Source organism: Salipiger thiooxidans (genome assembly GCF_900102075.1).
GTDB lineage: Bacteria > Pseudomonadota > Alphaproteobacteria > Rhodobacterales > Rhodobacteraceae > Salipiger > Salipiger thiooxidans.
The window spans coordinates 120824-138849 of record NZ_FNAV01000004.1; the positions used below are offsets into that span (position 1 = coordinate 120824).

Sequence of the window (18026 nt, forward strand, 5' to 3'; positions counted from 1 at the left end):
GATGTTGGGTCCTGTACCTGACGTCGCGCCTTCCGCGTCGCCGCGCGGCGCTCAGCCCGCCGTCAGCGTGCGCAGCCGTCCCGCGCCATCCACCAGCGTCACCCGCCGGATCCGCGGCAGCACGGCCATGGCCCGTCGGATCTCATCCGGGTCGAGCAGGCAGCAGGCGGTGGAGAGCGCGTCGGCCTGTGCTGCGCTTTCGGCCTCGACGCTGGCGGTCGACCAGAGCGGCGCGCGGAGCCCGCGCGGGTCGAGGATGTGGCCGCCCGTCCCGAGGCGCAGCGCGGCCGGGCTCGAGGTGGCGATGGCGCCGTCCGCCAGCGTCCGCGTGCCCAGGTATCCCGCGGCAGGATCCGAAAGCCCCAGCCGCCACGGCCCGCCGAGCGCGCGGTGCTCGCCGATGTTCACCAGCGCCCGCCCGAAGCCGCGCGACGCCAGCAGGTCGGTCACCACGTCCGTGGCGAAGCCCTGCGCGATGCCGTTGAAGGTCAGCGCCTGACCCGGTGCGAGCGTGACGTCCTGCCTGATCGTCATCCGCTCCCAGCCCGTCAGTGCCCGCGCGGCCTCGACGTCGCCGCCACGCGCCAGCGCCTGCCAGAGCGGTTGCACGCTCGGGTCGAAGGCGCCGCCGGTCGCGCGGTGTACCGCATCCGCCTGTCGGAGCAGCAAACGGAAGGCGGGCGAGGGCGCGAGCCTGCCCGACGCATTGAGCCGCGCCAGCTCGGAGGTCGGGTCGTAAAGGCTGAAGGCCCGCTCGATGCCGCGCACACGGGCGATGGCCTCGGTCAGAACCGCCTCGGCGCCGGGGCCGTGCAGGGTGATCTCGGCCTCCGCTCCCAGTGCGATGCCGCGCCAGCGGGCGGGGGCGGCGGGGCTCGCACCGGCACAGAGCGCGGCGGCGGAGATGCAGAGGAAGCGGCGGCGGGTCAGGTTCATTCGGCGGGCACCTCGCCAGTCTTGGCGATACCACGGCTGCGCGCCTTGCCGGCCAGCACCAGCGGCACGCAGAGCCCCGGGTCGTCGTGGATCTTCACGCAGTCGAGGCACTGGAAACACTCGGAATAGACGATCTTGCCGGTCTTCTCGATGGCCCCGTAGCGGCAGCGCACCCGGCAAAGCTGGCAGGGCGTGCCGCAATCCTTGCGCCGTGCGATCCAGTCGCGCCCGCGCAACAGCCCGCCGATGGCCATGACGGCGCCGAGCGGGCAGAGGTAGCGGCAGAAGCCCTTGAACAGCACCGCGCTGAAGAGCAGCAGCCCCACCGCCCAGGCGACATAGGGCAGCGCCCGCTGGAAATGGGTGGTGATCGCGGTCTTGAAGGGCTCGATCTCGGCCACCGCGTCGACCTCGCCCGGGGCCACGAAGACCACGCCGATCATCGCCGCCAGCACCACGTATTTCAGCCCCTTGAGCCGCCGGTCCCAACGCGGCGACGGCTCGATCTGCGGCAGGCGCAGCAGCCTCCCGACGTGGCCTGCGAATTCCTGCAGCGCGCCGAAGGGGCAGAGCCAGCCGCAGAAGAACCCGCGGCCCCAGAGCACGAAGCCCGCGATGGCCGCGGCCCAGACCAGCAGCGAGAACGGATCATAGAGCAGGAAGGCGAAGCTGCCGCCGTCGAGCGCCGTGCGCAACACCCCGAGCGGCGTGACGATGGAAAGCTGCCCCTGTCCCCAGAATCCGACGAAGCCGGTCATCACTGCAAGGATACCGAGCCGGACCGGGGTGAAATAGCGCAGCCCCGCCAGCCGGTTCTGCGCCGGTCCCACCGCCAGCAGGAGCACGATCAGGAAGGCGCAGAGCACGATCAGGTCGGTCTGCCGGTTCAGGATCGCCTCGCGCCACGGGCTCAGCGTTTGGACCTTTCCCGGACGCACGAAGAAGCGTTCGGGCGTGGCGTGCGAAACGGCAAGCTCCTGCTGCCCGATCTCGGGCTGGAACATGCCGTGCTCGCGGATCGCCGCGACCTTGAGCGTCCATTCCCGCGAGGGGTCGAAGCCGAGCCGCCGGTCGGTGCGCAGGATCATCGCGGTGCCCTCGGGCACGCCGGGTGCGGTCTCGACCAGCAGGTCGGCGTCACGCAGGGCGATGGGCAGCCCGTCCTGTTCCGCCGAAAGCCGGTCGGGCGCGGTGTTGCGCACGAAGTCCGGTGAGACCAGCCCGTGGCGCCCGGTCTCGACCAGCAGGATGGGCTCTTCATCGGGCGAGATCGCGAGAAAGCGCTGCAGCTCGGCCTGCGTATCGGGGCTCAGCGCCGCGCGGGCGATGCTGGGGGGGCCGAGGTCGACGATCCAGAGGTCGAGATAGGGCGCGTCGGGCTCGTCCTCGGCTTCGGGATCGTCATGGGCCCAGATGGTGCCGGCGAACTGCGCGTCGATCTCGGCGTTGCTCACCACCGCGTGGGTGGCGATGCCCTGATCGACCAGCGCCTGCCAGTCGAGCGGCTCGTCGACGGCGGGGTCGGGGAAGGCGGGCGGGCCGGAGGAGACGCCCTGCATCTTCTCGCGCGCCACCTCGCGGGTCGCTGCCATGATGCTCTCATGCGCGATGCGCACGCTCGCGGTCGCCTTGGTGACGCCGTCGAGATAGACCAGCGCCGAGCCGCCGGAGCCATGGCCATAGGCGTTGCCGACAACCATGGTCTCGGAGATCGAATGCCCGGCATATTGCTCGAGGAACCCCCGCAGCGGCGCCTCGCCCAGCCCCGAGACGAAGATCGGCTCGTTGTGCGAGATCAGCCGGACGTCGAGGAACTGGCCGTCGAGATCGAGCATGACGAAGACGTTGATCGGGGCGCCGGAGAAGCCGGGCAGGGGCGCCATCAGCTCGGTCTCGAAGGCGTAGCCGGCGAGCCCTCCGCCGGAATTCCGCAGCTCCCACAGGCCTTTCTCGTTGACCTGCTCGCCAAGCGCGTAGGGGGCGTAGACGAAGCCCTCCATCGCCTCGCGGTCGAGCGCCTCCGCCCCGGCCCGGGCGGGCAGGAGGGCGGCGAGACTCAGGGCAAGGGCGAGAACCAGAAAGCGCATGGGCGGAACCCTAGCAAGCGGCCGGACGGCTGCCGATGCGACCTAGGTCGGAGGGAAAGGGAGAGGGGTAAGCGGTGCCTTGGGAGGGGAAGGGTAAGGCACCGCTTGGGGGTGTGCCGGCGCAGCGCGGAGGGGCCGCACCGGCACGGGGCGTGCGCCCCGGGCGTCCATGGTTGGCAAGGGGGGACGCCCGGGACGGGAGGAGCCTTAGAAGAAGCCCAGCTTGTTGGGGTTGTAGCTCATCAGGATGTTCTTGGTCTGCTGGTAGTGGTCCAGCATCATCTTGTGATTCTCACGCCCGATGCCCGACTGCTTGTAGCCGCCAAAGGCCGCGTGGGCCGGGTAGGCGTGGTAGTTGTTCACCCAGACGCGGCCGGCTTCGACCGCGCGCCCGAAGCGGTAGCAGCGGTTGGCATCGCGGGTCCAGACACCGGCGCCGAGGCCGTACATGGTGTCGTTGGCGATGGCGAGCGCCTCGGCCTCGTCCTTGAAGGTGGTAACCGAGACAACCGGGCCGAAGATCTCTTCCTGGAAGACCCGCATCTTGTTGTGGCCCTTCAGGATCGTCGGCTGGATGTAGAAGCCGTTCGACAGATCGCCGTCAAAGCTGGCGGCATCGCCGCCCACCAGAACCTCGGCGCCCTCTTCGCGGCCGATGGTGAAGTAGGACATGATCTTGTCCTGCTGCTCGGCGCTGGCCTGCGCGCCGACCATGGTTTCCATGTCGCGCGGGTCGCCCTGCTTGATGGCTTTCACGCGCGCGATGCACTTCTCGATGAAGGCGTCGTAGATGTCTTCCTGCACCAGTGCGCGGCTCGGGCAGGTGCAGACCTCGCCCTGGTTGAAGGCGAAGAGCACGAAGCCCTCGACCGCCTTGTCGAGGAAGGCGTCGTCCTCGGCCATCACGTCCGAGAAGAAGATGTTCGGCGACTTGCCGCCCAGCTCGAGCGTGACCGGGATCAGGTTCTCGGTCGCGGCCTGCATGATCTTGCGGCCGGTGGCGGTGGAGCCGGTGAAGGCGATCTTGGCGATGCGCGGGCTGCTGGCCAGCGGCGCACCGACTTCAGCGCCCATGCCGTTGACGATGTTCAGCACACCGGCGGGCAGCAGGTCGGCGATGAGCTCGGCCAGCACCATGATCGCGGCCGGGGTCTGCTCGGCGGGCTTGAGCACGATGCAGTTGCCGGCGGCAAGCGCGGGCGCCAGCTTCCACGCGGCCATCAGGATCGAGAAGTTCCACGGGATGATCTGGCCGACGACGCCCAGCGGCTCGTGGAAGTGATAGGCCACGGTGTCGTGGTCGATCTCGGACATGTTGCCTTCCTGGCTCCGCAGGACGCCTGCGAAGTAGCGGAAGTGGTCGACCGAGAGCGGAATGTCGGCGGCGGTGGTCTCGCGGATCGGCTTGCCGTTGTCCCAGGTCTCGGCCTGGGCGAGGGTCTCGAGGTTCTCCTCGAGGCGGTCGGCGATCTTGAGCAGGATGTTGCTGCGCTCGGCGGCCGAGGTGCGGCCCCAGCTCTCGCGGGCGGCATGGGCGGCGTCGAGCGCCTTCTCGACGTCGGCGGCGTCGGAGCGGGCGACCTCGCAGACCTTGGCGCCAGTAATCGGCGTGATGTTGTCGAAGTAGCGGCCATTCACCGGGGCGACGAACTCGCCGCCGATGAAGTTGTCGTAGCGGGCCTTGAAGGGCGAGGCGTACTTGCCCTGCGTTTCGGTCATGACGTTCATGGTAATCCTCCTGTGCGCACCGGGTCCTCCACCCGGGTTGACCTGAAGACTGGCAAGTCCGGCGCGAGACGTCATCCCGACCAAGGTCGCGGACGGCGCGGAACTGTCTCGCAACTGAGACAGGTCGGAGGGGGAAGCGGCACATGCGGGCCGCCTTGGGGGGCCGCAGGGAGGGGCAAGCGGCGTCTTCGGGCGTCTCTGAGGCCTTCGGGACGCGGCGCGCTCGGGTCGGCCCGGGAGCCGGCGGCAGATCGAAGCGGCCTCCCGGGCCACCTCCGGCCTGCCGAACGGGGGACGCGCTTTCCGGGCATCCTTGCGGCCGCCGGGAGGGGACACTCGGGCCGTCACGGCGACTGACGGGACCGGGAGGCGGTGCGTCCGGCCCGTCCCGGGGGGGCTGGCGCGGGGCGCGCGCGACGGCTACTCGGCCGCCAGCCGCGGGCCGGTCATGGCGCCCACCAGGCGTGCGCCGGCCTCGCCCGCGAGATAGGACAGCCGCCCGCCGCAGACCGTCGCCTCGATCTCGCGCGTGGTCTCGTTGACCACGACGAAATCGGCGCGCTTGCCGCGGTCGAGCGTGCCCCGGTCGGCCAGGCCCATGATCTCGGCGGGGGCCTTCGAGATCAGCTCCCAGGCGCGCGGCAGGTCGCGGATGCCGCGGTCGACCAGCACCCAGGCCGCCTGCGCGAGGCAGGGATAGTGGTAGTCCGACACCAGCGCGTCGCAGAGCCCGCGCGACACGAGGTGCAGCGCCGAGACATTGCCCGACTGCGAGCCGCCGCGCACGACGTTGGGGGCGCCCATCAGCACCGGGTCGTTGCAGGCCTTGGCAAGCTTGGCGGCGGCGGCGGTGGTCGGGAACTCGGCGATACGGGCGCCGATGATGCGGTAGTATTCCCGCGTCTCACCGTCGGGGTCATCATGGCTGCCGTAGCGGATCTCGAGCGCGTCGAAGGCCTCGGCCAGGGCGCAGAGGTGGCGCGGCACCTCGCGGGCGCGGGCGCGCGCCGCCTGCAGAACGGCAAGGAAGTCGACCGGCGACCGGCCGCCGCGCTCGGCCCATTGCGTGACCTTGTGGGGCGCAGTCTCGGCCGCCTCGAGCGTCTCGGGCAGGTGGTTGTTGAAGACCACGTAGTCGATGCCGTAGCGCTTCACCGCCGCGATCAGGCGCTCGCGGGTCTCGGGCATGTGGGTCTCGCAGCGGATCTGGACGCGCAGGTCGGTCAGCGCGCGCGGGCGGTAGGTCTCCATCGCCGCCATCACCGCCTCGGCGAAGTCGGGGCCGCGCATGCCGCCCTCCCAGCTCCAGCATTGCGCAAGCCACGCGGTGGTGATGCCGTGGGAGGCGGCCTCGCGGTCGGTCGAGCGCAGCCCTGCCTCGATCGGAAAGGGGGCCGAGGGGCGCGGGGCGATGTGGCGCTCGAAGGCGTCGCCGTGCAGGTCTATGATGCCGGGCAGGATCAGGTAGCCCGACATGTCGACCTCGGGCAGCGGGCCCTTCGTAATGAGCCCGCCCTCGATCACCAGCGACCGCTTCTGCAGCTCGCCCTCGCGTAGAAGGGTGGCGCCCACAAGGCGCAGGGGGGGAAGGAGTGCCGTCATTCTGGTGACCCGCTCGGAGGTTTTCCACAGGTTCTAGCGAGGCAACGTGTCACCCGCGTGACGTGGAGGACACAGCAATTCACAACCTTGGGTTTTATTCGCGGGCCTTCTCAAGCCCGGACACGCCCCGTCAGCTCTCATCGGCGGAGAAGGTGAGCGCCACACGGTCCCCGGCGAACCATGTCAGCCCGTATTCCACCGGCACGCCCTCGGGGTCGATGTTGACGCCCTCGCTGCGCAGGAGCGGTGCGCCCTCGCGGGTGGCGAGGTGCAGCGCCTGCGTGGGCGTGGCGGCCTCGGCGGTGAGGCGGGTGTGGGCGCGGGTGTAGTCGGCGACGCCGTTCAGCCGCAGCGCCTCGGTGACCGACGGCACCTCCTTCAGGGTCTCCGGCAGGCAGGGCATGCGCTCGGCGGGAAAGCAGCTGACGAAATGCGCGATGGCGACTCCCTCGGCCAACGACAACCCCTCGTAGACGATGACCGGCGCGCCCGCGGGAAGGGCGAGCGCCTCGGCCTCGGGGGTGTCGGCGGGGCGGGTCTCGACCCGCAGCACGCGCTTCTCCGGCAGCCGGCCCGAGGCGCGGATGTTCTGCGAGAACCGCACCCGCCCGCCGATCGGGTAGTCGAAGGGCGCCGCCTGCACGAAGACCCCGGCGCCGCGCCGGGCGTGCACCAGTCCGCGCTCGGCCATGTCCGCGAGCGCGCGGCGCGCGGTGTGCCGGTTCACCCCGAAGCGCGACGAGAGCTCCGCCTCGGTCGGGAGCTTGTCTCCGGCGCGGTAGAGCCCGCGGCCGATCTCGCCCGCGAGCTCCTCGGCGATGGATTTCCAGATCGGGCTGCGCGCCATGTCCTGCCTCTTCTGTCGGGGCCGCTGCCGGGCCCTGTCACCGAAATTTCACGTATGCGGGCTTGCGTCGAAAGCCGACTCACCTCTATGATTTGTCTAGTTGTATAGAACTCTAGACAAGTCGGCAAGGTTGTCCAGATGAGCGTGACAGAAATCGGAACGGAGGCCCGCAGGGGCTGGATGGGGCTGCTGGCCCGGGCGCCCGCGGCGCGGCTCGCGGGGGTGTTCGACCCTCTGGGGGCGACGCCGGGCTTCGAATGGCTGCGGACGCCCGAGACCGGGGGCGTGATGGTGCGCGGCCGCACCGGCGGCACCGGCGCGCCCTTCAACATGGGCGAGATGACGGTCACCCGCTGCGCGCTGCGGCTGGAGACGGGCGAGGTTGGCCACGCCTACGTGCAGGGCCGCGACAAGGCCCATGCCGAGCGCGCCGCGCTGGTCGACGCGCTGATGCAGGGGCCCCGGGCCCCCGAGCTGCGCGAGGCGGTGCTGGCGCCGCTGGCCGAGGCCGAGGCCGCGGCGCGCCGGGGGCGGGCGGCACGGGCGGCGGCCACCAAGGTCGATTTCTTCACCATGGTCCGGGGAGAGGGCTGATGCGCGACGACGTACTTTCCGGCGGCTTCGCCGACACCCCGGTCGAGGCGGCGCGGGCCTTCCGTGCGGCGCTCGAGGCGATGGCCCGGCCGGGCAGCATCCACCGGGTCGAGGGCGCGCGCGCCCCGGCACCGGTCTCGGAGGCGGCGGCGGTGCTGCTGCTGACGCTCTGCGACCGCGAGACGCCGCTCTACCTCGCACCCGGCCATGACGTGGCGCCTGTCCGCGACTGGGTGGCCTTCCACATCGGTGCGCCGCTGGTTGGCGCCTCCGAGGCGATGTTCGCGCTGGGCGGCTGGCAGGCGCTGGCGCCGCTCGACGCCTACCGCATCGGCACCCCCGACTATCCCGACCGTGCGGTGACGCTGATCGCCGAACTCGTGAACCTCGCCCCCGAGGGCGCGCGGCTCAGCGGCCCGGGCATCCGCGAGACCGCGCGGCTGTCGCTGCCCGAGGTCGCGGCGTTCCAGCGAAATCACCATCTCTTCCCATTGGGTTGGGATGCCTTCTTCACCTGCGGCGACCGCCTCGCGGCGCTGCCCCGGACCAGTGTTGTGGAGGCCGGCTGATGTATGTTGCAGTGAAAGGCGGCGAGCGCGCGATCGACGCGGCGCACGAGTGGCTGGCCGAGGAGCGGCGCGGCGATGCGTCGGTGCCCGAGCTGTCGCTCGCGCAGATCCGCGAGCAGATGAGCCTCGCGGTGAACCGGGTGATGGCCGAGGGCTCGCTCTACGATCCCGATCTCGCGGCGCTCGCGATCAAGCAGGCGCGCGGCGACCTGATCGAGGCGATCTTCCTGATCCGCGCCTATCGCACGACCCTGCCGCGCATCGGCCATTCGCGCGCCGTCGACACCGGCGCCATGCGCTGCGATCGCCGCATCAGCGCGACCTTCAAGGACGCGCCCGGTGGGCAGGTGCTGGGCCCGACCTTCGACTACACCCACCGGCTGCTCGATTTCAAACTGGCGGCCGAGGCCGGGACGCCGAGTGCGCGCGAGGCCGATCCGCTGGCGCCCGAAGTGCCGCGGATCACGGAATTCCTCAACAAGGACGGGCTGATACAGGACGAGGTCCGAAGCGAGGATACGCCGCCCGACATGACCCGCCAGCCGATGGAATACCCGGCCAACCGCGCCCTGCGGCTTCAGGCGCTGACCCGCGGCGACGAGGGCTTCGTGCTTGGCATGGCCTATTCCACCCAACGCGGCTACGGGCGCAACCACCCCTTCGTGGGGGAGCTGCGCATCGGGGCGGTCGAGGTCGAGATGGAGATCCCCGAGCTGGGCTTCGACATCTGCATCGGCGAGGTGGTGCTGACCGAATGCGAGACGGTGAACCAGTTTGCCGGCTCCAAGACCGAGCCGCCGCAGTTCACGCGGGGCTACGGGCTGGTCTTCGGCCAGACCGAGCGCAAGGCCATCGCCATGGCGCTGGTCGACCGGGCGCTGCGCTGGGAAGAGCTTGGCGAGGAGAACGTCGGCGCCCCGGCGCAGGACGAGGAATTCGTGCTGGCACATTCGGACAACATCCAGGCGACGGGCTTCCTCGAGCACATAAAGCTCCCGCATTACGTGGACTTCCAGTCGGAACTTGAACTGGTGCGCAAGATGCGGAAAGGCGCCCTGGACGCGATGAAGGAGGCTGCGGAATGACCGCGATGCAGCACGATCCGGCCTATAACTTCGCCTATCTCGACGAGCAGACCAAGCGGATGATCCGCCGCGCGCTGCTCAAGGCGCTGGCGATCCCGGGCTACCAGGTGCCGTTTGCCTCGCGCGAGATGCCGATGCCCTATGGCTGGGGCACCGGCGGCGTGCAGGTGACCGCCGCCTGCCTCACCCCGGAGGACCGGCTCAAGGTCATCGACCAGGGCGCGGACGACACCACCAACGCGGTCTCGATCCGCAAGTTCTTCGAGCGCACGGCAGGGGTGGAGACGACCGAGCACACCACGGAGTCGACGATCATCCAGACCCGCCACCGCATCCCCGAGGCACCGCTGACCGAGGGCCAGATCCTCGTCTACCAGGTGCCGATCCCGGAGCCGCTGCGGTTTCTCGAGCCGCGCGAGACCGAGACCCGCAAGATGCACGCGCTCGAGGAATACGGGCTCATGTACGTGAAGCTCTACGAGGACATCGCCCACAACGGTGCGATCTCGACCGCCTACGCCTACCCGGTGAAGGTCGAGGGGCGCTACGTGATGGATCCCTCGCCGATCCCCAAGTTCGACAACCCGCGGCTCGAGAGCGCCGCGATCCAGCTCTTCGGGGCCGGGCGCGAGCAGCGCATCTACGCGGTGCCGCCCCATACGCAGGTGGTAAGCCTCGATTTCGAGGACCACCCGTTCGAGGCCAGCAAGGCGGATCACGACTGCGATCTCTGCGGCTGCGGCACCAGCTATCTCGACGAGGTGATCGTCGACGACGCGGGCGGGCGGATGTTCGTCTGTTCGGACACGGATTTCTGCGCCGGTCGGCGGGCCGAGGGGCACAGCGGACGGCTCTCGGGGGAGGATGCGGCATGACGCCCTTGTTGCAGGTGACGGGTCTCACCAGGCATTACGGAACGCGGCTTGGCTGCGGCGATGTGAGCTTCGATCTCTGGCCGGGCGAGGTCATGGGCATCGTGGGCGAGAGCGGCTCGGGCAAGTCGACGCTGCTGAACTGCCTCGCGGGGCACCAGGCGCCGGACGCGGGACAGGTGATCTTCGACACCCGCAGCGACGGGCCGGTGGACACGGTCACCATGTCCGAGCCGGCGCGGCGGATGCTCGGGCGCACCGACTGGGCCTTCGTGCACCAGAACGCGCGCGACGGGCTGCGCATGGGGGTGAGCGCGGGCGCCAACGTGGGCGAGCGGCTGATGGCCGTGGGCGCGCGCCACTACGGCGACATCCGGGCGCAGGCGGTGGACTGGCTGGGCCGGGTGGAGATCGCCGAGGACCGGGTCGACGACCGCCCGCGGGCCTTTTCGGGCGGCATGCAGCAGCGGCTGCAGATCGCGCGCAACCTCGTGACCGGGCCGCGGCTGGTGTTCATGGACGAGCCCACCGGCGGGCTCGATGTGAGCGTGCAGGCGCGGCTGCTGGACCTGCTGCGCGGGCTGGTACGCGAGATGGGGCTGTCGGCCATCATCGTCACCCACGACCTTGCGGTGGTGCGGTTGCTGGCGGACCGGCTGATGGTGATGAAATCGGGCCACGTGGTGGAGACCGGCCTCACCGACCAGGTGCTGGACGATCCGCAGCATGGCTACACGCAGCTGCTCGTCTCGAGCGTTCTGCAGGTTTGATGGGCGGGACCGCGGGGGGCGGTCTGCCCCCCCCACCCCCCGAGAGTTTAGGGGCAAGATGAAGATGATAGAGCTGGCCGATGTCTCGAAGAGTTTCGTGCTGCACAACCAGGGCAGCGCGGTGATCCCGGTGATGGCGGGGGCGGCGCTGAGCGTGCGGCCCGGCGAATGCGTGGCGCTGGTGGGCAACTCCGGCGCCGGCAAGTCGACGCTGATGCGGATGATCTACGGCAACTACCTGTGCAACGCCGGGCGCATCGTCGTGGGCGGGCTCGACGTGGCGCGGGCCGAGCCGCGCGAGATCCTGCGGATGCGGCGCGAGGTGCTGGGCTATGTGAGCCAGTTCCTGCGCGTGGTGCCGCGGGTGCCGACGCTCGACGTGGTGGCCGAGCCGGTGCTGGCGGCAGGCGGCGCGCATGAGGTGGCGGAGGCGCGGGCGCGGGGGTTGCTGGCCCGGCTCAACGTGCCCGAGCGGCTGTGGTCGCTGTCGCCCACCACCTTCTCGGGGGGCGAGCAGCAGCGGGTGAACATCGCGCGGGGCTTTGCGCATGCGTTTCCGGCGATGCTGCTCGACGAGCCGACGGCCTCGCTCGACGCCACCAACCGGGCGGTGGTGCTGGAGCTCATTTCCGAGGCCAAGGCGCGCGGCGCGGCGATCGTGGGCATCTTCCACGACGCGGCGGCGCGCGAGGCGGTCTGCGACCGAGAGATCGACGTGAGCGCCTTTGCGCCCGGGCTCGCCGCATGACCGGCGGTCTTTTCGCCGTGGTTGGCCCCTCGGGCGCCGGCAAGGACACGCTGATGGAGGCGGTGGCGGCGCGGCGCCCGGAGGTGCGGCTGGTGCAACGGGTCATCACCCGGCCGTCGAGTGCCGGTGGCGAGGCCTTCGAGGGCGTCACCGAGGAGGACTTCGCCGCACGGGTGGCGGCGGGAGGCTTTGCGCTGCACTGGCGCGCGCATGGGCTGGGCTACGGCGTGCCGGTCTCGGTCGCGAGCGATCTCGCGGCGGGGCGGATGATGCTCTGCAACCTGTCGCGGGCGGTGCTGCCCGATGCCGCCGAGCGCTTCCCCGGGATGCGGGTGCTGCACGTCACCGCGCGGCCCGAGGTGCTGGCTGGGCGGTTGGCGGCGCGTGGCCGCGAGAGCGCAGGCGACATCGCGGCGCGGCTGACCCGTGCGGGCTATCCGCTGCCGGGTGGGCTCCGGGTCACCGAGATCGACAATTCCGGCGCGCTCGAGGAGGCCGTGGCGCAGATGCTGGCGGCGCTTCAGCCGGCGAGGGCGTAGCGGTGCAGCAGGTGGAAGCGACCGGCATCGTCCTCGCCGAAGAGGCAGAGCTCGGCCACGCGGAAGGGCGTGGGCAGGAGAGGCGCGAGCACCGGTGCGAGCGCCTGCGCCACGGACTCCAGCTCGTTGGGCGCGAGGCGGCCGCTGAGGGTCAGGTGGAAGCGGAACGCGTCCACCACGTACGGATAGCCCCAGCGCAGCAGGTTCTCTTCCTGCGCGGGGCTCAGGCGCGCCTTGCGGCGGCGTTCGAGTTCGGCCTCGGAGGCGGGGGCGCGATGGGCGTCGAGCCCGCGCACCACCTCGGCTGCGAGCCGGGACAGGGGCGCGGTGTCGCCCTGCGGGGTCAGCGCGAGGAAGCTTCCGAGGCGCGAGAGCGCGAGGCCGGGCATCTCGGCGGGCGCCAGCCGGGCCGCCAGCGCCGCGAGGTCGCGCTCGAGCGCGGCGCGGCTGCCGGTCAGGCGGAAGGGCGGCTTCAGCGTGCCGTGAAAGCCGTACTTGCGCGGCGTCGCGGTGATCTCGGCGACGGGTCGCGGCAGCCCCGGGACTTCGGGGTGCGGGCAGTCCGTGCCGGTCGCGGCGTCCCAGCCGAGCCAGGCCGCAGTGAAATCGGCCAGCGCCCCCGGCTCGGGGGCGTAGTAGATCGCGAAACGGGTAAACTCTTGCATGTCGGCAGCCATAGGCCGGTCATGTCACGGAACGATGACACAGGAAAGGGCAGAGCATGGGCGAGATGAGCGTGGGCCACATCCAGGCCACGGGCGAGACGGTGCTGGCGAATGCGCGGGTCGTGCTGCGCGACGAGGTGGTGCGGGGCAGCGTGCGGGTGCGCGAGGGGCGGATCGTGGCGGTCGACGCGGGCGCGGGCGTGCCGCCGAGGGCGCTGGATCTCGGGGGCGATCTGCTGATCCCCGGGCTGATCGAGCTGCACACCGACAATCTCGAGCGTCACATCCAGCCGCGGCCCAAGGTCGACTGGCCGCACGCGGCGGCGATCCAGGCGCATGACGGCGAGCTGGCCTCGGTCGGCATCACCACGGTGTTCGACGCCATGCGGGTGGGCTCGGTGATCTCGGGCGGGCGCACGGATTACCGCAAGTACGCGCGGCCGCTGGCGAGCGAGCTGATGCAGGCGCGCTCGAAGGGGATGCTGCGGATCAGCCACTTCCTGCACCTGCGGGCCGAGGTCTGTTCCGAGACGCTGCTCGACGAGCTCGGGGAGTTCGGCGCCGAAGACCGGGTGGGGATCCTCTCGATCATGGACCACACGCCGGGGCAGCGGCAGTTCCGCGACCTCGCGAAACTCAAGGACTACGTCTGCGGCAAGCACGGCATGAACGAGGCGGAGTTCGCCGACCACGTCGCCGGGCTGACGGCGATCCACGCGCGGCTGGGCGAGGCGCACGAGGCCGGCGCCGTGGCCGCGGCGCAGCGGCTGGGCGCGGTTCTGGCGAGCCACGACGACACGGTGCGCGAGCACGTGGTGGTGAGCGCCGGGCACGGCGTGCGGCTGGCAGAGTTCCCGACCACGGTCGAGGCCGCGCAGGCCTGCCATGACCACGGCATCGCGGTGATGATGGGGGCGCCGAACCTGATCCGGGGCGGTTCGCACTCGGGCAACGTGGCGGCGGCGGAGCTGGCCGAGAAGGGGCTTCTGGACATCCTGTCGTCGGATTACGTGCCCTCGGCGCTGATCACCTCGGCCTTCCTGCTGGCGGATCTCTGGGACGACCTGCCGCGCGCGGTGGCGACGGTGACCGCGACCCCGGCGCGGGCCACGGGGCTCGAGGATCGGGGCGTGATCGCCGAAGGGCTGCTCGCCGACATGGTGCGCGTCGCGCATATCGACGGCGTGCCGGTGATCCGCGGCGTCTGGAGCCACGGCCGGCAGGTGGGCTGACGCAGGGCGGGGAGGGACCGCCAGGCCGGTTTTCTTCGAAGTTGCCTGACCGTGTCGAACGGCAAGCTGGTCCGACGGGTGGCGTTTTCTTGAAGCCCCCGCGCGGTCGTCCCTGCCCGGACAAGGCCGCGCGGTGGTGCCGCGAACGGCGGGACCGCAGACAGGAATTGCGGCTTCAGACAATCCCGGCGGGGCTCCGGTCCGGCGGCGGTCCTTTCGGCGCGGCCGTTCGGCCCCAAGGCGGCTTGGGGCCGAACGCTCGTCACCAGGAACGGCGCGGCGCGGGGGCATGCACGGAGGCATAGCGACCGCCAGGTCCTCACGGAGCTGTGACCGATGCTTTGAAACAAGGGACGCTGCGCCTTCGTGGCTACGTGCAGATCCGGCCAAGAGGAGGTCGGACGGCATGAACACGGAGGAAATCATGATCCATCTCAAGAGCACGCTTCTCGCCACCGCAATCGTTGCAGTCTCGGCCCCGGCCTTCGCGGCCGACAACCCGATGGTCGGGGGCGCCGCGATGTATCCCGACAAGACCATCGTGGAGAACGCCGTGAACTCGGCGGACCACGAAACCCTTGTGGCGGCGGTGAAGCAGGCCGGACTTGTGGACACCCTGAACGGCGAAGGCCCCTTCACCGTCTTCGCTCCGACCGACGCGGCCTTCGACATGATCTCGGACGAGAGCCTGAGCCAGCTGATGATGGACGAGAACAAGGCGCAGCTCGCCAAGATCCTCACCTGCCACGTGGTCGCGACGAGCGCGATGTCCGATGCCATCGCCGGGATGATTGCCGATGACGGCGGGATGCACCCTGTCCCGACGGTGGGCGGCTGCACCTTGCAGGCCAAGATGGACGGCGAGAAGATCACCCTGACGGACGAGCAGGGGCGCACGGCCACAGTCACGATTGCGGACGTCAAGCAATCGAACGGGGTCATTCACGTCATCGACCGGGTGCTGCTGCCTGCGATGTAATTCCTGCGACGCCCGGTTCGCGACATCGCCGGGCGACGCTGCGCATGTCTGCAAGCTGCCCTCGTCGTCCCCTTGTTACAGGGCTCTCGCGCAGACGTGCGCTGTCCCCGGCTGGACGAAACCCGGCCGGGGGCGCAACATTTCCGTAAGAGAAGGGAGGGGAACCATGACCCGCAGAGGATTTCTTGCCACCACGGCCGCCGCGCTTGGCCTTGGAACCGATGCCGCGCTTGCCGCGGAGCGTTTCGAGATCTCTCGCAGCGACTCCGAGTGGCGCGCGATGCTGAGCGATCTGGAATACAAGGTGATGCGCGAGGAGGGCACCGAGCGCGCCTTCACCTCGCCGCTCAACGACGAGAAGCGCGCGGGCACCTTCCTGTGCAAGGGGTGTGATCTGCCGCTCTATCCCTCGAAGACCAAGTTCGACAGCGGCACCGGCTGGCCGTCGTTCTGGCAGGCGCTGCCCGATGCGGTCGAGACCAAGGCCGACCGGTCGTTTTTCATGACCCGGACCGAGTGCCACTGCCGCCGCTGCGGCTCGCACCTCGGGCACATCTTCGACGACGGGCCGCAGCCCACCGGCAAGCGCCACTGCATCAACGGGGTTTCGCTGACATTTCGCCCGGCCTGATCCGGCCCTGACCCGGCACCGGTCCCGTGACTCCGGGTGACATGAGCAGGGCGCAAATCCCGACGAAACGGACATCCGCGACAGTCTAACGCATTCGGGGGGAGGGGTCGGCCTGTGCGCCCAGGGGATTGGCGCACAGGCCTCGTCGGTCCGTGAGTGCCCGGTGCAGGGTGGTCCGGGAACAAGTCGGCGGCATAATTCCGCCGTACACCCAGGCTAGCACAACCTGAACGAGTGTGTCTATCACCTTTGGCGCGCTTATGAAAATTAGCTCTCAATCAGAGCGAGAGGCCCGGAAGCGGCCCGCCGAAAAGGCATTTCCACGGGATCGCGCGAGCTTTTGGCGAAAATTTGCGCATGCGGCAGTCGAAGAGTTTTCACCCGACAACCGGAAAGGGATTCGCCTGTGCGTTGAGTCGTCCTCCCGCCGGTCCATCTGACCAGGAGACGGGACGCTGGCCGCGCGGCCGCGGCCCCTCAGGGCCCGGCGGGGCGGAATGCGGCGCACGACGGGGCGCACCGCATGTAAGTTCTATTTGAAGTTCCGGCTGTCCTTGATCTGGTCCCAGGCCCAGACCACCTCTTGCAGCTGCTCTTCCTGGCTGCGGTCGCCGCCGTTCATGTCCGGGTGCAGCACCTTGATCAGCGCCTTGTAGGCCTTGCGCACGTCGGCCTTGGTCTCGGCCCGCTCCATGTCGAGGATCTCGAGCGCGCGCTTCTCGGTCGGGGGCAGCTTGCGCCCGCCGCCCGGGGCGCTGCGCCCGGGGTTGCGGGTGGCGTTGTCGCCAAGCACCTGATGCGGATCCTCGATGCCGAGACGCGCCCATGCACGGGCCTCGGGGTCACGGTAATCCTTGGTCTTGCGCTCCCACACCTTGTCGGCGCTCTGCTGGGCGTTCATCTCGGCTTCGGTCTTGCCGTCGAAGAAGCTCCATTTCGCATTGTATTCGCGCACGTGTTCCTTGCAGAACCACAGGAATTCATCCAGCACGTCCGGTGCCTTGGGGGCGCGGAACTTGCCGGGCTCGTTGCAGCCTTCGTGCTCGCACACGCGGGTGGAGGTCTCCTGTTCGCCCGTCATGCCGCGTCTGCCGCGTGGATTCTTCTTCTTCGACGATTTGACGGACATGTCGAAACCGAAGGGATCAGGTCTGCTCATGGTCTCACCTTTTCGACTCGGACGAGGGAGTTTAGACAATCCTCAGGTAACTGGAAGAGGTCAGGAGGCGAAATTTGTCACGGTCGGCGGAAATCGAGACACGGTTGCGCGAGGCTTTCTCGCCATCGGAATTGCAAGTGCGAAACGACAGCGATCACCATGCGGGGCACGCGGGTCACGACGGTGGGGGCGAGAGCCATTTCCACGTCAAGATGCGTGCGCCCGCGATGGAGGGGCTCAGCCGCGTGGCGCGGCACCGGGCCGTGCACAAGGCGCTCGGCGCGGATCTGACCGGCGCTATCCACGCGCTGTCGCTGGATCTCGACGCCTGAAACGACGCCCGGCCGCCGGTCTCGGTTGGCCGGGCGTTTCCCGTGACCTCTGCGGCGCGTCAGCTGGTGGTGGCGCGCTCGGGCTGACGGTCGTCGTCCTCCGGACGCTCGGTCTCGGTCTCTGCTTCCGTCTCGGCGACGGGCTCCGGACGGGGCGCCTCTTCAGGGGCCTCGGGTTTGGCGCCCTCGGGCGCGTTCGTGCGCGCAAGGTCTGCCGCCGAGGTCAGGCGACGGCGCTCGAGGCCGCTGTCGTCCAGCGCCGCTTCTGCCGACGCGCGCGGACGGCGGAACACCAGAAGGTTGCGCCAGACGGTCTGGCTCGAGGTCAGGCCGCTGCGTTCCTCGCTCGGCAGGGTCTCGGCCCGCTGGTATTCCCAGCCCTCCGCCGCCATGTCGTTCATCAGGCGTTCGATTGCGTAGGCGAAGCGGGTTTCGGCGTTCTTGAGGCCCTTCGACTTCTCGCCCTTCGCGGGGGCGGGGAGGACCTTGTATTCATAGTTCTGCATCGGAGACCTTCTTGCTGGCGCGAGCGCACCCTATCAGCGCGCCCCGGCTGCGTCACCCCGCGGCATGCGGCACGGCTTGGCGATATGGGGGGGATGCGGCCTGAAGGCAAGGGGCGACAAGGTGGAAACGAGAGCGTGGCCAGGA

General features: G+C 69.8%; 19 protein-coding genes. 11 read left to right on the forward strand and 8 right to left on the reverse strand.

Annotation, left to right across the window (positions count from 1 at the left end; translation table 11 throughout):
• Positions 1-51: 51 nt before the first annotated feature.
• The 5 genes from BLQ77_RS06940 to phnF all read right to left on the reverse strand — a co-directional run bounded on the left by BLQ77_RS06940 (position 52) and on the right by phnF (position 7200).
• Positions 52-936 (reverse strand): FAD:protein FMN transferase, encoded by an 885-nt coding sequence (locus BLQ77_RS06940; RefSeq protein ID WP_089957160.1) that lies wholly within the window; start codon positions 934-936, stop codon positions 52-54.
• The gene (locus BLQ77_RS06945; protein WP_089957163.1) at positions 933-3023 is read right to left on the reverse strand and encodes a 4Fe-4S binding protein; all 2091 of its coding nucleotides are present in this window, start codon (positions 3021-3023) and stop codon (positions 933-935) included. The genes BLQ77_RS06940 and BLQ77_RS06945 overlap by 4 nt, the downstream gene beginning before the upstream one ends.
• Before the next feature lie 207 nt (positions 3024-3230).
• Positions 3231-4751, reverse strand: a complete 1521-nt coding sequence (adh, locus tag BLQ77_RS06950) for an aldehyde dehydrogenase (RefSeq protein WP_089957168.1) — start codon at positions 4749-4751, stop codon at positions 3231-3233.
• Between the two features lie 420 nt (positions 4752-5171).
• Positions 5172-6353 carry an alpha-D-ribose 1-methylphosphonate 5-triphosphate diphosphatase gene (locus BLQ77_RS06955; protein WP_089957172.1) on the reverse strand — a complete coding sequence of 394 codons (1182 nt, stop codon included), beginning with the start codon at positions 6351-6353 and terminating at the stop codon, positions 5172-5174.
• Between the two features lie 130 nt (positions 6354-6483).
• Positions 6484-7200, reverse strand: a complete 717-nt coding sequence (gene phnF / locus BLQ77_RS06960; RefSeq protein WP_089957176.1) for a phosphonate metabolism transcriptional regulator PhnF — start codon at positions 7198-7200, stop codon at positions 6484-6486.
• 138 nt (positions 7201-7338) lie between these two features.
• On the opposite strand from phnF, the gene phnG reads away from it, so the two are divergent.
• The 7 genes from phnG (at position 7339) to phnN (ending at position 12377) form a co-directional block, all read left to right on the forward strand.
• Positions 7339-7794 (forward strand): phosphonate C-P lyase system protein PhnG, encoded by a 456-nt coding sequence (gene phnG, locus BLQ77_RS06965; RefSeq protein WP_089957179.1) that lies wholly within the window; start codon positions 7339-7341, stop codon positions 7792-7794.
• On the forward strand, positions 7794-8363 hold the full coding sequence (phnH, locus tag BLQ77_RS06970; protein ID WP_089957182.1) for a phosphonate C-P lyase system protein PhnH: 570 nt from the start codon (positions 7794-7796) through the stop codon (positions 8361-8363). The genes phnG and phnH overlap by 1 nt, the downstream gene beginning before the upstream one ends.
• The gene (locus tag BLQ77_RS06975) at positions 8363-9448 is read left to right on the forward strand and encodes a carbon-phosphorus lyase complex subunit (protein ID WP_089957185.1); all 1086 of its coding nucleotides are present in this window, start codon (positions 8363-8365) and stop codon (positions 9446-9448) included. Before phnH ends, BLQ77_RS06975 begins: the two co-directional genes overlap by 1 nt.
• Entirely contained in the window at positions 9445-10323 is an 879-nt protein-coding gene (locus BLQ77_RS06980; protein WP_089957190.1) for an alpha-D-ribose 1-methylphosphonate 5-phosphate C-P-lyase PhnJ, read from the forward strand. The genes BLQ77_RS06975 and BLQ77_RS06980 overlap by 4 nt, the downstream gene beginning before the upstream one ends.
• Positions 10320-11090 (forward strand): phosphonate C-P lyase system protein PhnK, encoded by a 771-nt coding sequence (gene phnK, locus BLQ77_RS06985; RefSeq protein WP_089957194.1) that lies wholly within the window; start codon positions 10320-10322, stop codon positions 11088-11090. The genes BLQ77_RS06980 and phnK overlap by 4 nt, the downstream gene beginning before the upstream one ends.
• 64 nt (positions 11091-11154) lie before the next feature.
• On the forward strand, positions 11155-11838 hold the full coding sequence (gene phnL / locus BLQ77_RS06990; protein ID WP_089957197.1) for a phosphonate C-P lyase system protein PhnL: 684 nt from the start codon (positions 11155-11157) through the stop codon (positions 11836-11838).
• Complete coding sequence (gene phnN, locus BLQ77_RS06995) at positions 11835-12377, forward strand: phosphonate metabolism protein/1,5-bisphosphokinase (PRPP-forming) PhnN (RefSeq protein ID WP_089957200.1); 543 nt, start codon at positions 11835-11837, stop codon at positions 12375-12377. Before phnL ends, phnN begins: the two co-directional genes overlap by 4 nt.
• On the opposite strand, the gene BLQ77_RS07000 is transcribed toward phnN, so the two are convergent.
• Positions 12359-13042, reverse strand: coding sequence for a DUF1045 domain-containing protein (locus tag BLQ77_RS07000; protein ID WP_375360198.1), 684 nt, complete (start codon positions 13040-13042; stop codon positions 12359-12361). The genes phnN and BLQ77_RS07000 overlap by 19 nt on opposite strands.
• Before the next feature lie 56 nt (positions 13043-13098).
• Here BLQ77_RS07000 and BLQ77_RS07005 point away from each other — a divergent pair, with 56 nt between their 5' ends.
• The 3 genes from BLQ77_RS07005 (at position 13099) to msrB (ending at position 15884) form a co-directional block, all read left to right on the forward strand.
• Positions 13099-14274 carry an alpha-D-ribose 1-methylphosphonate 5-triphosphate diphosphatase gene (locus tag BLQ77_RS07005; protein WP_089957205.1) on the forward strand — a complete coding sequence of 392 codons (1176 nt, stop codon included), beginning with the start codon at positions 13099-13101 and terminating at the stop codon, positions 14272-14274.
• 424 nt (positions 14275-14698) lie between these two features.
• Positions 14699-15253, forward strand: a complete 555-nt coding sequence (locus BLQ77_RS07010) for a fasciclin domain-containing protein (protein ID WP_089957741.1) — start codon at positions 14699-14701, stop codon at positions 15251-15253.
• Between the two features lie 166 nt (positions 15254-15419).
• The gene (msrB, locus tag BLQ77_RS07015) at positions 15420-15884 is read left to right on the forward strand and encodes a peptide-methionine (R)-S-oxide reductase MsrB (RefSeq protein ID WP_008884016.1); all 465 of its coding nucleotides are present in this window, start codon (positions 15420-15422) and stop codon (positions 15882-15884) included.
• Positions 15885-16416: 532 nt separating this feature from the next.
• On the opposite strand, the gene BLQ77_RS07020 is transcribed toward msrB, so the two are convergent.
• The gene (locus BLQ77_RS07020) at positions 16417-17043 is read right to left on the reverse strand and encodes a J domain-containing protein (protein ID WP_008884256.1); all 627 of its coding nucleotides are present in this window, start codon (positions 17041-17043) and stop codon (positions 16417-16419) included.
• Positions 17044-17117: 74 nt separating this feature from the next.
• On the opposite strand from BLQ77_RS07020, the gene BLQ77_RS07025 reads away from it, so the two are divergent.
• Positions 17118-17375: a BolA family protein gene (locus BLQ77_RS07025; protein WP_089957209.1), complete on the forward strand. Its 258-nt coding sequence runs from the start codon at positions 17118-17120 to the stop codon at positions 17373-17375.
• Positions 17376-17434: 59 nt separating this feature from the next.
• On the opposite strand, the gene BLQ77_RS07030 is transcribed toward BLQ77_RS07025, so the two are convergent.
• Positions 17435-17881, reverse strand: coding sequence for a DUF4177 domain-containing protein (locus BLQ77_RS07030; protein ID WP_089957212.1), 447 nt, complete (start codon positions 17879-17881; stop codon positions 17435-17437).
• Between the last annotated feature and the right edge of the window lie 145 nt (positions 17882-18026).

Bases quoted from the DNA above. Each gene is read 5' to 3' on its own strand.
- BLQ77_RS06975 (WP_089957185.1), top strand. From the start codon at position 8,363: ATGTATGTTGCAGTGAAAGGCGGCGAGCGCGCGATCGACGCGGCGCAC.
- BLQ77_RS07010 (WP_089957741.1), top strand. From the start codon at position 14,699: ATGATCCATCTCAAGAGCACGCTTCTCGCCACCGCAATCGTTGCAGTC.
- phnH (WP_089957182.1), top strand. From the start codon at position 7,794: ATGCGCGACGACGTACTTTCCGGCGGCTTCGCCGACACCCCGGTCGAG.
- BLQ77_RS07005 (WP_089957205.1), top strand. From the start codon at position 13,099: ATGGGCGAGATGAGCGTGGGCCACATCCAGGCCACGGGCGAGACGGTG.
- BLQ77_RS06955 (WP_089957172.1), bottom strand. From the start codon at position 6,353: ATGACGGCACTCCTTCCCCCCCTGCGCCTTGTGGGCGCCACCCTTCTA.
- phnK (WP_089957194.1), top strand. From the start codon at position 10,320: ATGACGCCCTTGTTGCAGGTGACGGGTCTCACCAGGCATTACGGAACG.
- BLQ77_RS07030 (WP_089957212.1), bottom strand. From the start codon at position 17,881: ATGCAGAACTATGAATACAAGGTCCTCCCCGCCCCCGCGAAGGGCGAG.
- phnN (WP_089957200.1), top strand. From the start codon at position 11,835: ATGACCGGCGGTCTTTTCGCCGTGGTTGGCCCCTCGGGCGCCGGCAAG.
- phnG (WP_089957179.1), top strand. From the start codon at position 7,339: ATGAGCGTGACAGAAATCGGAACGGAGGCCCGCAGGGGCTGGATGGGG.
- BLQ77_RS06980 (WP_089957190.1), top strand. From the start codon at position 9,445: ATGACCGCGATGCAGCACGATCCGGCCTATAACTTCGCCTATCTCGAC.
- adh (WP_089957168.1), bottom strand. From the start codon at position 4,751: ATGAACGTCATGACCGAAACGCAGGGCAAGTACGCCTCGCCCTTCAAG.
- BLQ77_RS07000 (WP_375360198.1), bottom strand. From the start codon at position 13,042: ATGCAAGAGTTTACCCGTTTCGCGATCTACTACGCCCCCGAGCCGGGG.
- phnF (WP_089957176.1), bottom strand. From the start codon at position 7,200: ATGGCGCGCAGCCCGATCTGGAAATCCATCGCCGAGGAGCTCGCGGGC.
- BLQ77_RS06945 (WP_089957163.1), bottom strand. From the start codon at position 3,023: ATGCGCTTTCTGGTTCTCGCCCTTGCCCTGAGTCTCGCCGCCCTCCTG.
- BLQ77_RS07020 (WP_008884256.1), bottom strand. From the start codon at position 17,043: ATGAGCAGACCTGATCCCTTCGGTTTCGACATGTCCGTCAAATCGTCG.
- BLQ77_RS06940 (WP_089957160.1), bottom strand. From the start codon at position 936: ATGAACCTGACCCGCCGCCGCTTCCTCTGCATCTCCGCCGCCGCGCTC.
- phnL (WP_089957197.1), top strand. From the start codon at position 11,155: ATGATAGAGCTGGCCGATGTCTCGAAGAGTTTCGTGCTGCACAACCAG.
- msrB (WP_008884016.1), top strand. From the start codon at position 15,420: ATGACCCGCAGAGGATTTCTTGCCACCACGGCCGCCGCGCTTGGCCTT.